The sequence below is a fragment of the Streptomyces sp. NPDC001056 genome (genome assembly GCF_053598955.1).
This window is the reverse complement of the sequence record NZ_JBSFLI010000001.1, coordinates 388,425-402,266: the sequence shown is the minus strand read 5'-3', so window position 1 is coordinate 402,266 and position 13,842 is coordinate 388,425. Positions and strand designations below refer to the sequence as shown.

Here is a 13,842-nt window from a genome sequence, read left to right as displayed (position 1 = left end):
TTCGGCCGAGGCGCCGGGCGGGCCGTACAGGGCCTGTGGTCCCCGGACCACAGGCGAACACCTGCCCAAACGGGGCGAAAGCCCCGGTGAAGCGGAGTCTTGTTCCGATTCACCACCCCTGGGTCATCACATGGCGCGACGCGCATTCCTATGATGGGCCCACGACACCGCGGACCGCTGCGACCAGGCAGTCCGAAGCGGTGCAGATGCGGCGCGATGGTGGAGGGGTCTGATGACTCAGGGGGCCGGTCAGGGACCCGAGGTGGAGCGGACGGCGACGCTGCGTGACTTCCGGGTGCCCGCGTACGTCCACGAGTCCGGTCCGTACGTCCCCCACGCCCAGCAGGACGAGGCCGCGCCGCCCGCCGAGGAGTCGTACCCCGAGGGGTACACCCCCACCGAGCGCGATCTGCCCGTCATCAACCGCGGCGACACCCTCCAGGTCCCCGTCGAACCGGCCCCCGCCGCCCCGGCTCCGCAGCCCGCGGCCGGCCCCGGGCCGCTCTACGTCGTCGGAGACGTGCACGGCTACCTCGACGAGCTGATGGCCGCCCTGCGGGAGCAGGGGCTGATCGACGAGGCGGGCCGATGGTGCGCGGGCACCACCCGGCTGTGGTTCCTCGGCGATTTCACCGACCGCGGTCCGGACGGCATCGGCGTCATCGACCTGGTGATGCGGCTGTCCGCCGAGGCGGCCGCGGCCGGCGGCTACTGCAAGGCGCTCATGGGCAACCACGAGCTGCTGCTGCTCGGCGCCAAGCGGTTCGGCGACACGCCGGTCAACTCCGGTGCGGGCACCGCCACGTTCCAGGCGGCCTGGCTGCTCAACGGCGGCCAGAAGACCGACATGGACCGCCTCCAGGACCACCATCTGCAGTGGATGGCCCGCCTCGACGCGCTTGAGGAGGTCGACGGCTATCTGCTGGTGCACTCCGACACCACGGCCTACCTCGACTACGGCGACTCGATCGAGGCCGTCAACGACACGGTCCGCGAGAGACTCACCCGCAACGACGCGGACGAGTGCTGGGACCTGTTCCGCAAGTTCACCAAGCGCTTCTCCTTCCGCGACGAGGGCGGCGCCGACGCCGTGCGCTCCCTGCTGGACACCTACGGCGGCACGCGGATCGTGCACGGCCACAGCCCCATCCCCTACCTCCTCGGCGAGGTCGGTTCCGAGGAGGGCGAGGAGAGCACCGGTCCGGTGGTCGAGGGTCCGCATGTCTACGCCGACGGGCTCGCCATCGCCATGGACGGCGGGGTGACCATGGCCGGGAAGCTGCTGGTGAGGCAGCTCCCCCTGGAAGGCTGACGTTCCTCGTCCGGGCCTCGGCCCACGGGAGTACGCGCAGGCCGGGACGCAATTTCCGGCAATCCCCTGTCACCACGCGCCGTCACGGCTCTACCATCTGCTTATCCGTAGCAGGCTCCCCTCCGTTTCTGCCCGACGGCTCGCCGGTGTGCGAGCCCCAAGCCCTACGGAGCATCGGGGGATGCACATGAACAGCCTTCCGCAGCACCTGCGGAGCGAGGACCGCCGGGAGTTCGAACGGCTCCTCGACGAGGTACTGCGCTCCGCACCACACCGACCGGAACTGGCCGCCGTGGGACAGCGGCTCAGCCGCGCGCAACTGCGCGCCATGGCCATCGACGCCTCCGCACTCATCGCGGCGGCCGCGGCCGCCGAGTACCAGCGCTATGTGCGGGTCCGCGACGAACTGCGCCACCCGGAGCAGGCCTCGGGGGCGACCGGCCCCGCCGAGCCGAACGCGGTCGCGGCGGACCTCGCCGCCCCGCACGGCGCGGGCGCGGTCGCGGTCGTCGCCGTCCTGGCGCCGCTCCTGTCCGCGACCGCGGCGGCGATATTCCTGCTCATCGGCTACATCCTGAGAACCCTGGACCCCGGACAGTCCTTCGCCGGCACCATGCTCACCGCCGGCTGGGTGTTCGGGGCCCTGACCGTGGCCGCGCTCCTCGTCGCCGCCGCCGGCCTGCTCCTCACCGCCCTGCGCAACGGCGCCTCCCCCGAATCCCGGGCCCACGACGCCGCAGCCGAGGAAGTAGCCAGAGCGAGAGCGGACTGGGAGGACGCCCTGCTGGAACGCGGCATCCTCCCCTTCCTCCAGGAGTCCCTCACCGACCGCCCCCACTACACCGGCTCGGAACACGCCGGCCCCGACCACGGCCCAGGACACCAGCCGGACTGACCGATCCGTCCCGAGCACGTCCCGCCCCCGCCGTCCCGCGAGCCGCAGCCAACCGGCTCGCCGGCACGGCGAGTTCGGCGTGCCCTGCCGGTCTCCCTCGCCACGACGGCTCGGTGGTGAGCAAGGCCAGACAGACGGGTCGGTACCGCGGCCGGTGCGCCACTCCATGCCGAGAAAACGAAGGAAGTCGAAGAGCGCACCGCCGTCGAGGCGTCCGCACCCGTCCCGAGCGCCGCCCCGGGGTTCCGGTCCAAAACGGCGCTCGTCCGCGCGTCGGTCAGTCCGCGATCGGCAGGTACACCCGGTTCCCCGCCTCGGCGAACTCCTTCGACTTCTGGGCCATGCCCTCCTCGATCTCGGCCCGGTTGCCGCCGTGTTCGCGGCGGATGTCCTGGGAGATCTTCATGCTGCAGAACTTCGGGCCGCACATGGAACAGAAGTGGGCCGTCTTGGCGGGTTCGGCCGGGAGGGTCTCGTCGTGGAAGTCGCGGGCCGTGTCCGGGTCGAGGGCCAGGTTGAACTGGTCCTCCCAGCGGAACTCGAAGCGCGCGTCCGAGAGGGCGTCGTCCCAGTCCTGCGCGCCCGGGTGTCCCTTGGCGAGGTCGGCCGCGTGGGCGGCGATCTTGTAGGTGATGACGCCGGTCTTGACGTCGTCCCGGTTGGGCAGGCCCAGGTGCTCCTTGGGCGTGACGTAGCAGAGCATCGCCGTGCCCCACCAGGCGATCATCGCGGCGCCGATGCCGGAGGTGATGTGGTCGTACGCCGGCGCGATGTCCGTGGTCAGCGGGCCGAGTGTGTAGAACGGGGCCTCGTCGCAGATCTCCTGCTGGAGGTCGATGTTCTCCTTGATCTTGTGCATCGGGACGTGCCCGGGGCCCTCGATCATCGTCTGCACGTTCAGCCGCCGGGCGATCCTGCCCAGTTCCCCGAGCGTCCGCAGCTCCGCGAACTGCGCCTCGTCGTTGGCGTCCGCGATGGAGCCGGGGCGCAGCCCGTCGCCCAGCGAGTACGTGACGTCGTAGGCGGCGAGGATCTCGCACAGTTCCTCGAAGTTCTCGTACAGGAACGAGTCCTTGTGGTGCGCCAGGCACCACGCGGCCATGATGGAGCCGCCGCGCGAGACGATGCCGGTCTTGCGGTTGGCCGTGAGCGGCACGAACGGCAGCCGCACGCCCGCGTGGACGGTCATGTAGTCCACGCCCTGCTCGGCCTGCTCGATGACCGTGTCCTTGTAGATCTCCCAGGTCAGTTCCTCGGCCTTGCCGTCGACCTTCTCCAACGCCTGGTACAGCGGCACCGTGCCGATCGGCACGGGGGAGTTGCGCAGCACCCACTCGCGGGTGGTGTGGATGTTGCGGCCGGTGGAGAGGTCCATGACCGTGTCGGCGCCCCAGCGGGTCGCCCAGGTCATCTTCTCGACCTCCTCCTCGATGGACGACGTCACCGCGGAGTTGCCGATGTTGGCGTTCACTTTCACCAGGAACCGCTTGCCGATGATCATCGGCTCGATCTCCGGGTGGTTGACGTTGGCCGGCAGCACCGCCCGGCCCGCAGCGATCTCCTCGCGCACCACCTCGGGGGAGACGTTCTCCCTGAGGGCCACGAACTCCATCTCCGGAGTGATCTCACCCCGGCGCGCGTACGCGAGCTGCGTCACCGCCTGCCCGCCGCGGCCCCGCCGCGGCTGCCGCGGACGCCCCGGGAAGACCGCGTCCAGGTTGCGCAGCCCGCCACGCGGCGAGGTGTGCTTGATCCCGTCGTCCTCGGGACGGACGGGACGGCCCGCGTACTCCTCGGTGTCGCCGCGGGCGATGATCCAGTTCTCCCTCAGCGGCGCCAGGCCCCGGCGCACATCGGTGTCGGCGAGCGGATCGGTGTACGGGCCCGACGTGTCGTACAGCGTGACCGACTGCCCGTTGGTGAGGTGCACCTGACGGACCGGCACGCGCAGGTCGGGGCGCGAACCCTCGACATACGCCTTGTGCCAGCCGATGGACTTCCCGGCCTCCGAGGACATGTCGTCCTGGACGGAGGCAGGCGTGCGTGCGTCCTTGTTGGTCATGAGACCTACTCCCTACGCCGGCATTACCCGGTAACAGGTTCGGCGGTCGACGCAGCGATTCCCGTTGTTCGACGTCTCTCGGGGAACATCACATGTTCCACGTGAAACATCGCGTCTACGGAGGTCAGCGCCCTCTCAGCCCGGTGCTCCGAGCTCCCGCGTGTGCAAAGGTGTCTCCACGCTAGCGTCCTCAGGGACGCGATGAACAGTGGGCCCTCCTCGGTTCTTGCGATGATCTGGCGATGACCCGGATGGACCAGCACCCGTACCAGCCACCCGGCCCGCGCCGGCCCGACGACTCGGTGCAGCCGAGCCAGGGCCACCGTCACCGCCATGGCCACGCCCAGGGGCAATCCTCAGCGCAGGCACAGGCGCAGGCGCAGGCGCAGGCCCACGGCCACGACACCGGACACGGGCACGGGCACAGCCACAGCCATGGGCCCGCCGCGCCCGTCTCCCGGCATCTGCGCAAGGTGATCGCGGCCATCCTCGTCCCGTTCACCGCGGCGGTCCTGGTCGGCCTCGTGGTGCTCTGGCCCGGTGGCGCCCCCTCGCACAAGCACAGTGGTGTCGGCTTCGACCGGCAGACCCAACAGGCCACCGTCACCCGGGTGGTCGAGGTGAGCTGTGCCTCGGTGAACGCCTCCGGCGGGGCGCCGGCCGGCGACGGCGCAGGGGACGCCTCTACGGGACAGAAGCCCGGCGGCACCTGCAAGAAGGCGACCGTCCGCGTCGACACCGGCAAGGACAAGGGCCGTACGTTCACCGAGATCGTGCAGCCCGACCAGCCCCGGCAGCTGCACCAGGGCGAGCAGGTCGTCGCCGCCTACGAACCCACCGCCCCGAAGGACCTGCAGTACTCGGTCACCGATGTGAACCGCGAGTTCCCCATGACGCTGCTCGCGGGCATCTTCGCGCTCGCCGTCGTGGTGGTGGGCCGGATCCGCGGGGTCATGGCCCTCGTGGCGCTGGCGGTGAGCTTCCTGGTCCTGAACCAGTTCATCCTGCCCGCGATTCTCCAGGGCTCCAATCCGCTGCTCGTCGCGGTCATCGGGTCGAGCGCCATCATGCTGATCGCCCTGTACATGTGCCACGGCCTGTCGGCCCGCACGTCGGTGGCGGTGCTCGGCACGCTGATCTCGCTGACCCTGATCGGCCTGCTCGGCTCCGTGTTCATCGGCTGGGCCGCCCTGACCGGCAACACCGACGACAGCACCGGTCTCATCCACGGCCTGTACCCGAAGATCGACATGAGCGGTCTGCTGCTGGCCGGCGTCATCATCGGCTCCCTCGGCGTCCTGGACGATGTGACGGTCACCCAGACCTCGGCCGTGTGGGAGCTGCACGAGGCCAACCCGGCGATGGGCCCGCGCGGGCTGTACCGGGCGGCCATCCGCATCGGCCGCGACCACATCGCGTCCGTCGTCAACACCCTCGTGCTCGCCTACGCCGGTGCCGCGCTGCCGTTGCTGCTGCTGTTCTCCATCGCGCAGAGCAGCGTGGGGGCGGTGGCCGACAGCGAGCTGGTGGCCGAGGAGATCGTGCGCACCCTGGTGGGCTCCATCGGGCTGGTCGCCTCGGTCCCGGTCACCACCGCGCTCGCCGCCCTGGTGGTCGCGGCCGACCGCGGCGCCCCGGAGGCGGAGACCTCCACCGGCGGCCATTCCCTGCCGACGCGTGGGGGCCGGGGGCGGCGCCGGAAGCGGTGAGGCGGGTCGGCTGCCCGGCGGCGGTGCGGCGGTGCGGCGGTGCGGGAACGGCCGCCGCACCGTGTGGGAGCCCGCGCGGAGGCCCATGAAGAAGCGTTACTGCAAGACCCCGTGCCACCCGGTGGGACGTCCTCGCTCCGTCCCGCGGCGTCTCAGCCCGCGCTCTGCTCCTCGGCCAGGATGCGGTCCAGCGCCTCGTCCAGATGCGCGTCGAAGTCGGCGAGCGCTCCCTCCTGGCCGAGCGGCACCAGCTTGTCCGTACGGTCGAGGAAGGCCACCAGCGGCGACGCCGACGAGCGGAACAGGGCCTGGTCGCTGCCGACCTGAAGCCTGATCAGGACCTCGCCCAGCACCTCGGCCTCGACGGGGGAGATCCGCACATCGCCCTCCCCGCACGGCCGTCCGACGCCGTCGATCAGCAGTTCCCGGCCGAAGACCCAGGTGACCGGGGCATCGCCGGGCAGATGGAAGGTGAGCCGCACGGCGTAGGGATCGCCGGTCTCGTAGCGCAACTCCACCGGAATACGGAAGGAGAGCTCCTCCGAGACGAGAAAGCTCATCATGACCTCTGCCTGTACGGACTCGCGCATCGCCTACCCCGTCATATGACATCGACTGGCCGGGTTTGATCCCTCTGACCGTGGTAAATCTTGCTGAAAGTACTCAGTGGATCACAAGGAGTAAGTTTTCAGATGCTGATAGAGAGGGCGAGGGATCCCAGGTGCCGTCCGACCTCGGCCTGCAGCCGCTGGGCGGCGGGCAGCAGCCGGTCGGCCTGGTGGGCGGGGAGCGAGAGGGCCACGGTGGCCGCGGTCGTGCCGACCGTGATGGGGACCGCCGCGCAGACCGTGCCGAGCGCGTACTCCTGGCGCTCCGTCACCGGTTCCATGCGCCGCACCCGGGTCAGCCGCCGCAGCAGGGCGTCGCTGTCCCGCACGGTGTACGGCGTGAGGGCCTGCACCGGATAGCGCGCGAGATACTCCCGCCGGGCGCCCTCGTCCAGCTGGGAGAGCAGGCACTGCCCGATGGCGTGCGCGTGCCCGGTCTCGCGGAAGTCGGCCCATTCCTCGGCCGCGGGGGCCTCACGGGAGTCGGCGACGCACAGGACCTCGACCTCCCCGTTCCGGTACATCGCGTAGTACATCGGGGCGCCGATGGAATCGCGCCAGTGCGCGAGCGTGTCCGCGACCCTGCCGCGACGTTTCTCCCGGGCCCCGCTGCTGCTCAGCCGCTCGGCCGCGTCGCCGAGGAAGAAGAGCCCCTTGTCCCGGCGCAGATAGCCCTCGTGCACCAGGGTGCGCAGCAGGTGGTAGGTGGTGGGCAGGGCCAGGCCGGTCGCGCGCGCGAGTTGCTTGGCGGGGGCGCCGTACGGATGGGCCGCGACCGTCTCCAGCAGCCGCATGGCGCGCTGCACGGAGCCGATGAGGGTCGTGGCGGCCGGCTGCCGCGGGACGGCCATCCCGGAGGGCCGCCGGGGGGGCGGGGTGCGGGGGCGGGGCTGGGCGGGGAGTGCGGGGGTTTCCGCCGGTGCGGTGTCGACCGTGGCCAAGGGTTTACTCCGGAAGCGCGAGGGGGCAGCCCGTGCGTGGGCGGGGAGCACGGATGGGGTGTCTGCGCCACCCGCGAGGCCGCACCCCGCGGGGAGTTCCGGACTCTAACCGCCCGCCGCCGCGTGCGGCCGGGCTCACGGGGAAACTTCCCTCCCCCGAGGGAACCGGCACCCCCTTACCGGTCACCGGCTCCCTTGTGCGTCACCAGTCGCCGTGCGAGGAGGAGTTGGACATGAACTTGCGCACGATGTAGATCAGACCGCCGACCAGGGCCACGAACACCAGCGCCTTGAACAGCAGGCCGATCACGAATCCGACGACGCTCGCTATCAGGCCGCCGAACACGACCAGGGCGATGACCGGCACCGCGACCCACTTCACCCACCACGGCAGTCCCGCGAAGATCCCTCGCATGGCCCTCGTCCTTCTCGTCTCGTGCGTACGCGTATGTCTCGTACGGTCTCGATGTTCCGCACTCGATGCTAGGGCCGCGGGAGGGCCTCGCGGGAGCCTCGCAGCCCTTGTCCTCCCCTGAACCGTCCCCTAGGGAACCCGGAGACAGACCCTCACGCCTCGGGGGGAGAGAACACGACGAGGACCCGCAGATCCTCGCTGATGTGGTGGAACCTGTGCGCGACGCCGGCGGGCACGTACACCACGCTGCCCCGCGCCACCTCGGTCGTCTCCAGGCCGACGGTGATCGACGCCCGGCCGCTGACCACGAAGTACACCTCGTCCTGGCCGTGCGGCTTCTGGGGGTCGGCCGCGCCCGCGTCGAGGGCGTAGAGGCCGACCGACATGTTCCGTTCGCGCAGGAACTGGAGGTAGGCACCCTCGTTGGCGGCGCGTTCCGCCTCCAGTTCGTCCAGCCGGAATGCCTTCATCTCGGTTGTCGACCTCGCCTCACTGCTCGCATCCGATCGGTTCTGCCACGATCAGACACATGAAGAATTTCGTAGTCAAGACGATCGCGAACGCGGGCGCCCTTGCGGTGGCCGTCTGGCTCCTGGACAAGATCACCCTGACCGGCGGCAACACCGCCAAGAAGGCCGGCACGCTGATCGTCGTCGCGCTGATCTTCGGCCTGGTGAACTGGCTGGTCAAGCCCGTCCTGAAGGTACTCACCTTCCCGCTGTTCATCCTGACCCTGGGCCTGATCACCCTGGTCGTCAACGCGCTGATGCTGCTGCTGACGTCGTGGGTGTGCGGCAAGCTCCAGTTGAGCTTCCATGTGGAGGGCTTCTGGACGGCCGTTCTCGGCGGTCTGATCATCTCGGTCGTCTCCTGGGCCCTGCACATGATCCTGCCGGACGAGGACTGAGTACCCCGTGACCTACCGCGTCTGCTTCGTGTGCACCGGCAACATCTGCCGTTCCCCGATGGCCGAGTACGTCTTCCGCGCGCGGGTGGCGGAGGCCGGGCTGGAGGACCGGGTGGAGATCGACAGCGCGGGCACCGGCGGCTGGCACGAGGGCGAGGCCGCCGACCCGCGCACCGCCGCCGTCCTGGATGACCACGGCTACGACTGCGACCACGTCGCACGCCAGTTCCAGCCGTCCTGGTTCGCCCGCCGCGACCTCGTGATCGCCCTCGACGCCGGTCACCTGAGGGCCCTGCGCCGCCTGGCGCCCACCGAGGAGGACGCGCGCAAGGTCCGCCTGCTGCGCGCGTACACCCGCCGCTCGCCCGGCGCCCTCACACCGGACGAGTTCCTGGGCGACGACCTCGACGTACCGGACCCGTACTACGGCGGTCCGGAGGGCTTCGAGGAATGCCTTGAGATGGTGGAGGAGGCGAGCGCCGCACTGCTCGCCGTCGTACGCGAGCACCTGGAAGGACGAGCCGCATGAGCGACGGGACCGTTGACGAGGGGCCCGTCGGCGACGGCACACGCGCGGTACGGGCCGGACTGCCCGAGCCGGTCAAGCACGAGCCGACGCTGCCCGGCCCTGTCTTCGCCGCGCACTTCCATCTGCCGGGCGAGGTGACGGGGCCGTACTCCTACGGCCGTGACGACAACCCGACCTGGACGCTGCTGGAGAACGCCATCGGCGAGCTGGAGGCTCCCGGGCGGGCGGACGTCGAGACGCTGGTGTTCGCCTCCGGCATGGCCGCGATCTCCGCCGTGCTGTTCTCCCAGCTGCGCGCCGGGGACGCGGTGGTGCTGCCGTCCGACGGCTACCAGGCGCTGGCGCTGGTCCGCACCCAGCTGGAGGCGTACGGCGTCGAGGTGCGCACCGCCCCCACCGGCGGGGACGCCCAGCTGGAGGTCCTGGAAGGGGCGCGGCTGCTGTGGATCGAGTCCCCGTCGAACCCGGGGCTCGATGTGTGCGACATCCGGCGCCTGGCGGTCGCGGCACAAGCCCAGGGCACCCTGGTGGCCGTCGACAACACCCTCGCCACCCCGCTCGGCCAGCGCCCGCTGGCCCTGGGCGCCGACTTCGCCGTGGCCAGCGGCACCAAGCAGCTCACCGGGCACGGCGACGTCCTCCTCGGCTACGTGGCCGGCCGCGACGCCGGGGCGATGGCCGCCGTACGCCGCTGGCGCAAGATCGTCGGGGCGATCCCGGGGCCCATGGAGGCATGGCTCGCGCACCGCTCCATCGCCACGCTCCAGCTGCGCGTCGACCGGCAGAACGCCACCGCGCTCGCCGTCGCCGAGGCGCTGCGGCAGCGGCCGGAGGTCTCCGCTCTGCGCTACCCGGGGCTGCCCGACGATCCCGCGCACAGGACCGCCTCGCGGCAGATGCGCCGCTACGGGTGTGTCGTGTCGTTCACGCTGCCCACGCGTGCGCGCGCCGAACGCTTTCTCGCCGCCCTGCGCCTGGTGGAGGACGCGACGAGCTTCGGCGGGGTGCGCTCCACGGCCGAGCGCCGCGGCCGCTGGGGCGGCGACGCGGTCCCGGAGGGCTTCGTCCGGATGTCCGTCGGCGCCGAGGACCCCGAGGACCTGGTGGCCGACATCCTGCGCGCCCTGGACGAGTCGGCGGAGTAGCCGGCCGAGGCGGCCCCCTGACTGGGAGGGATGCCGCCGGGCGCATGACGAACGACGGTCCGAGCCTCCCCCCTCGTGGCTCGGACCGTCTTCGGTTCCGCTTGCGAAGAACCTTGCGACCAAGGCTAGTTGACTCTCTGTCAGTGTCCAATCACGCTGACGACAGGCGCCTATCGACATATTTATAGTTGACGCCTGCCGGGGCCGGACGAGTCAGGGCAAGGGAGGGCACGCCATGGATCTGGCCTTGCTGCGCACGTTTGTCACCGTGCACCGGGCCGGTTCCTTCACCCGCGCCGCCGCCCTGCTCGGCCTCTCCCAGCCCGCCGTCACCTCGCAGATCCGCACCCTGGAACGCCAGCTGGGCAAGCCTCTCTTCCTGCGCCAGGCGCGCGGCGTCACCCCGACCACCATCGGCGACGAACTCGCACACAAGGCCGCGCCCCACCTCGACGCGCTGATGGAGATAGCCGAGTGCCGCCCGGACGACGAGTCCTCGCCCGCGACGCTGCACCTGGCCGGGCCCCCCGAGTTCACCGCCGAACGGGCCCTGCCCGCCCTCGCCGAGCTGACCGGGGACGGCCGCCGGGGCCTCGCGCTGCGCGTCTCCTTCGGGACCCCGGACGAGGTTCTGGAGGGGCTGGCGGCCGGTCGCCACGATCTGGCCATCAGCACCGCCCGGCCACGCGGCGCCCCGTTCACCGCGACCGCGCTCTGCGACGAGGAGCACGTGCTGGTCGCCGGACCCCGCTGGGCGAAGCGCCTCGGCCCGGACGCGCTCCGGCTGAAGGGGGCGCCCGCGCTCCAGGATCTGCCCGTGGTCGACGTCCATGAGTCGCTGCCCTTCGTCTCCCGCTACTGGGCCTCTGTCTTCGACGCCCGTCCGGCCGCCTCCGGCACGGTCGTCGTCCCCGATCTGCGGGCGGTGCTCGCCTGTGCGGCCGCGGGCGCGGGTCTGGCCGTGCTACCCCGCTATCTCTGCGCGCCGGCCCTCGGCCGGGGGGCGGTCGTGGCCCTGCACGACCCGGTGGTGCCGCCACTGCGCACCTACTTCCTGGTCGTGCGCACGGGCACGCTCGCTCTGCCGCCCGTGGCCCGCGCCCATGAATGGCTGCTGCGGGCGGCCGCGGGCTGGTGCTGAGACCTTCGAAGAGCACACACCGCGATGACCCGGTGCCGCTTTGCGATGTTTCACGTGGAACCAGTCGGGCCACATTTCTCCCATGACCGTCCGACCCGTGGTCAAGCGCACCGCCCGTGCCGTTCTGCTGGACGGTGACGACCTGATTCTGATCAAGCGCACCAAGCCCGGCGTGGATCCCTACTGGGTGACCCCCGGCGGCGGGGTCGAGCCCGGGGACTCGACCGTCGTGGACGCCCTGCACCGGGAGGTGTACGAGGAGCTGGGCGCCAAGATCACCGATGTGGTGCCGTGTTTCGTGGACACCGTGGAGCACATCGGCGAGGACGGCGGCGCGACCGGCGTGAAGGTGCAGCACTTCTTCGTCTGCCGCCTGGAGTCCATGGACCCGTCCCTGCGCCATGGCCCGGAGATGGAGGAGCCGGCCGGCGAGTACGAGATCGTCCGCGTCCCGTTCACCCGCGTCGGCATCGCGTCCGTCCATCTCGTCCCGCTGTCGCTGCGCCACTATCTGGACGGCAACATCGAGGGCGTACGGGCCATGCACGCTCCCGACCTGGGGTAGGGAGCACCGACCGCCGGGTGGACGGGGCGATGTTTCACGTGAAACGGGTGGACGCCGGGGGCCTGCTTCGGACAGCCTGACGTGCGTGCCAACTCCTTCCCTCGACGCACTGCCCATCCGCCGTCTGACGCTGCGTGATCTACCCGCCTGCGCCGACCTGTCCGAGGACAGGGGGTGGCCACGCGAGGAACACAAGTGGGGCTTCCTCCTCACGGCCGGACGGGGCTTCGGCATCGACGACCCCCGGGGCGGTCTCGTCGCCGCATGCGTCATCACCGAGTACGGCTCCTGGGGGAAGCCGGAACTCGGGGCCATCGGCATGGTCCTGGTCGCCGAACGACACGCCCGCCGGGGCGTCGGGCGCCGCTTGATGCGCCATGTGATGTCCACCATGGACGGCACCCCGCTGACCCTGTACGCCACGGAGAACGGCCGCCCCCTCTACGAGGAGCTGGGCTTCAAGGTGACGGGCCGGGCGGAGATGCTCAGGGGCCGCTTCACCCCCGGCGGTCCGGAGACCGGGGTCAAGACCCGTGCCGCCACCGCGGAGGATCTTCCCTCGATCCTGCGACTGGACGAGGAGGTGTTCGGTGCCGACCGGACGCCCCTCGTCACGCGCCTGCCCGCCTTCGCGGACCAGCTGCGGGTGGCCGAGGAGGGCGGCCGGATCATCGGGTACGCGGCCGCGTGGCCCAACATGCACACCCATGTCGTCGGCCCGCTGATCGCCCGGGACACAAAGACCGCCCAGGCACTCGTCGCCTCGCTGGCGGCCGGCACGGACCGCCCGCTGCGCACCGACATCGACGTACGCCACGAGGAACTGCTGGCCTGGGCGAAGGAGCGGGGCCTGGCGTCGGTCACGTGCAACTCGGTGATGACGTACGGCATCGCCGAGCTTCCGGGCGACTGGACGCGGCGGTTCGCCCCGCTGACGGTGGCCGCCGGCTGAGGCGCCGTACGACGCCGTACGACGCGGGCAGGCCCCGCCGCGCGGAGCGGCGGGGCCCGGGTCCGTCGCGGACCGGGTGATCAGGCGAGGGCCTCTACGGCCGCGGTGGCGAAGCCGTGGTCCTGTTCCGGCGCGCCGCCGCCGACGCCGACCGCGCCGATCAGCCGGCCGTCGCGGCGGACCGGCACACCGCCCGCGATGAACAGCAGCGGCCGGTCGAGGGCCGTGGGCAGCGTATGGAAGAGGCCGCCCGGCTGGACGGCGTCGACCAGGTCGGCGGTGGGGGCGTTCAGCTGGAGCGCGGTGTAGGCCTTGCGGGTGCTGGTCTCACCGGAGATCAGCACCGCCCGGTCGTCCCGGCGGAAGGCGAGCGGATGGCCGCCCGCGTCCAGGACGGTGACGCTGATGGTGACTCCCGCGTCCTCGGCCGCCCGGCGAGCCGTGGCGACGAGCAGTTCGGCGTCCTCGGTGGTGAGCGGGGCGACGGCGGTGGTGGTCATGGGACGTGTCTCCTCGGGTGTTGCTGCGGGGGGCCGCACCACGGTCCGGTGCGGGGGCCGCGGTTCGGTGCGGGGGCCGCGGTTCGGTGCGGGGGCCGCGGTTCGGTGCGGGGGCCGCGGTTCGGTGCGGGGGCCGCGGTTCGGTGCGGGGGCCGCGGTTC

At 71.3% G+C, this 13,842-nt stretch carries 15 protein-coding genes; 9 read left to right on the top strand and 6 right to left on the bottom strand.

Annotated features, from left to right (window positions below; genetic code table 11):
* Positions 1–232 precede the first annotated feature (232 nt).
* Together ACWDD7_RS01850 and ACWDD7_RS01845 are read left to right on the top strand one after the other, a co-directional pair.
* On the top strand, positions 233–1,312 hold the full coding sequence (locus ACWDD7_RS01850; RefSeq protein WP_351867135.1) for a metallophosphoesterase: 1,080 nt from the start codon (positions 233–235) through the stop codon (positions 1,310–1,312).
* A gap of 181 nt (positions 1,313–1,493) precedes the next feature.
* A complete protein-coding gene (locus ACWDD7_RS01845; RefSeq protein ID WP_450455683.1) occupies positions 1,494–2,207 on the top strand; it encodes a hypothetical protein in 714 nt (237 codons plus the stop codon).
* Positions 2,208–2,484: 277 nt separating this feature from the next.
* Here the strand turns inward: ACWDD7_RS01845 and thiC are convergent, their stop codons facing one another.
* A complete protein-coding gene (thiC, locus tag ACWDD7_RS01840) occupies positions 2,485–4,269 on the bottom strand; it encodes a phosphomethylpyrimidine synthase ThiC (RefSeq protein WP_351867142.1) in 1,785 nt (594 codons plus the stop codon).
* Between the two features lie 251 nt (positions 4,270–4,520).
* Here thiC and ACWDD7_RS01835 point away from each other — a divergent pair, with 251 nt between their 5' ends.
* Positions 4,521–5,978, top strand: a complete 1,458-nt coding sequence (locus ACWDD7_RS01835; RefSeq protein ID WP_450455841.1) for a YibE/F family protein — start codon at positions 4,521–4,523, stop codon at positions 5,976–5,978.
* A gap of 152 nt (positions 5,979–6,130) precedes the next feature.
* On the opposite strand, the gene ACWDD7_RS01830 is transcribed toward ACWDD7_RS01835, so the two are convergent.
* From ACWDD7_RS01830 to ACWDD7_RS01815, 4 genes are all read right to left on the bottom strand, one after another.
* Positions 6,131–6,568 carry an SsgA family sporulation/cell division regulator gene (locus ACWDD7_RS01830; RefSeq protein ID WP_351867148.1) on the bottom strand — a complete coding sequence of 146 codons (438 nt, stop codon included), beginning with the start codon at positions 6,566–6,568 and terminating at the stop codon, positions 6,131–6,133.
* 98 nt (positions 6,569–6,666) lie between these two features.
* Positions 6,667–7,527 (bottom strand): IclR family transcriptional regulator, encoded by an 861-nt coding sequence (locus ACWDD7_RS01825; protein WP_351867151.1) that lies wholly within the window; start codon positions 7,525–7,527, stop codon positions 6,667–6,669.
* 202 nt (positions 7,528–7,729) lie between these two features.
* Positions 7,730–7,942, bottom strand: a complete 213-nt coding sequence (locus tag ACWDD7_RS01820; RefSeq protein WP_046418730.1) for a DUF5326 family protein — start codon at positions 7,940–7,942, stop codon at positions 7,730–7,732.
* 152 nt (positions 7,943–8,094) lie between these two features.
* Positions 8,095–8,412: a cupin domain-containing protein gene (locus ACWDD7_RS01815; RefSeq protein ID WP_351867154.1), complete on the bottom strand. Its 318-nt coding sequence runs from the start codon at positions 8,410–8,412 to the stop codon at positions 8,095–8,097.
* Positions 8,413–8,471: 59 nt separating this feature from the next.
* Between ACWDD7_RS01815 and ACWDD7_RS01810 the strand changes: the two genes are divergently transcribed.
* The 6 genes from ACWDD7_RS01810 (at position 8,472) to ACWDD7_RS01785 (ending at position 13,181) form a co-directional block, all read left to right on the top strand.
* Positions 8,472–8,849, top strand: coding sequence for a phage holin family protein (locus ACWDD7_RS01810; RefSeq protein WP_450455680.1), 378 nt, complete (start codon positions 8,472–8,474; stop codon positions 8,847–8,849).
* Positions 8,850–8,856: 7 nt separating this feature from the next.
* The gene (locus ACWDD7_RS01805) at positions 8,857–9,378 is read left to right on the top strand and encodes a low molecular weight protein-tyrosine-phosphatase (protein WP_450455679.1); all 522 of its coding nucleotides are present in this window, start codon (positions 8,857–8,859) and stop codon (positions 9,376–9,378) included.
* Positions 9,375–10,523, top strand: a complete 1,149-nt coding sequence (locus ACWDD7_RS01800; RefSeq protein ID WP_392212264.1) for a cystathionine gamma-lyase — start codon at positions 9,375–9,377, stop codon at positions 10,521–10,523. The genes ACWDD7_RS01805 and ACWDD7_RS01800 overlap by 4 nt, the downstream gene beginning before the upstream one ends.
* A 235-nt stretch (positions 10,524–10,758) precedes the next feature.
* Positions 10,759–11,664: a LysR family transcriptional regulator gene (locus tag ACWDD7_RS01795; RefSeq protein WP_450455678.1), complete on the top strand. Its 906-nt coding sequence runs from the start codon at positions 10,759–10,761 to the stop codon at positions 11,662–11,664.
* Positions 11,665–11,746: 82 nt separating this feature from the next.
* Positions 11,747–12,229: an NUDIX hydrolase gene (locus ACWDD7_RS01790; RefSeq protein ID WP_351867166.1), complete on the top strand. Its 483-nt coding sequence runs from the start codon at positions 11,747–11,749 to the stop codon at positions 12,227–12,229.
* An 85-nt stretch (positions 12,230–12,314) separates the two neighbouring features.
* The gene (locus ACWDD7_RS01785) at positions 12,315–13,181 is read left to right on the top strand and encodes a GNAT family N-acetyltransferase (RefSeq protein WP_450455676.1); all 867 of its coding nucleotides are present in this window, start codon (positions 12,315–12,317) and stop codon (positions 13,179–13,181) included.
* 80 nt (positions 13,182–13,261) lie between these two features.
* Here the strand turns inward: ACWDD7_RS01785 and ACWDD7_RS01780 are convergent, their stop codons facing one another.
* Positions 13,262–13,681 (bottom strand): GlcG/HbpS family heme-binding protein, encoded by a 420-nt coding sequence (locus ACWDD7_RS01780; protein WP_450455674.1) that lies wholly within the window; start codon positions 13,679–13,681, stop codon positions 13,262–13,264.
* Positions 13,682–13,842: the final 161 nt, after the last annotated feature.

Bases quoted from the DNA above. Each gene is read 5' to 3' on its own strand.
- ACWDD7_RS01780 (WP_450455674.1), bottom strand. From the start codon at position 13,681: ATGACCACCACCGCCGTCGCCCCGCTCACCACCGAGGACGCCGAACTG.
- ACWDD7_RS01820 (WP_046418730.1), bottom strand. From the start codon at position 7,942: ATGCGAGGGATCTTCGCGGGACTGCCGTGGTGGGTGAAGTGGGTCGCG.
- ACWDD7_RS01815 (WP_351867154.1), bottom strand. From the start codon at position 8,412: ATGAAGGCATTCCGGCTGGACGAACTGGAGGCGGAACGCGCCGCCAAC.
- ACWDD7_RS01795 (WP_450455678.1), top strand. From the start codon at position 10,759: ATGGATCTGGCCTTGCTGCGCACGTTTGTCACCGTGCACCGGGCCGGT.
- ACWDD7_RS01790 (WP_351867166.1), top strand. From the start codon at position 11,747: ATGACCGTCCGACCCGTGGTCAAGCGCACCGCCCGTGCCGTTCTGCTG.
- ACWDD7_RS01810 (WP_450455680.1), top strand. From the start codon at position 8,472: ATGAAGAATTTCGTAGTCAAGACGATCGCGAACGCGGGCGCCCTTGCG.
- ACWDD7_RS01800 (WP_392212264.1), top strand. From the start codon at position 9,375: ATGAGCGACGGGACCGTTGACGAGGGGCCCGTCGGCGACGGCACACGC.
- ACWDD7_RS01830 (WP_351867148.1), bottom strand. From the start codon at position 6,568: ATGCGCGAGTCCGTACAGGCAGAGGTCATGATGAGCTTTCTCGTCTCG.
- ACWDD7_RS01850 (WP_351867135.1), top strand. From the start codon at position 233: ATGACTCAGGGGGCCGGTCAGGGACCCGAGGTGGAGCGGACGGCGACG.
- thiC (WP_351867142.1), bottom strand. From the start codon at position 4,269: ATGACCAACAAGGACGCACGCACGCCTGCCTCCGTCCAGGACGACATG.
- ACWDD7_RS01835 (WP_450455841.1), top strand. From the start codon at position 4,521: ATGGACCAGCACCCGTACCAGCCACCCGGCCCGCGCCGGCCCGACGAC.
- ACWDD7_RS01845 (WP_450455683.1), top strand. From the start codon at position 1,494: ATGCACATGAACAGCCTTCCGCAGCACCTGCGGAGCGAGGACCGCCGG.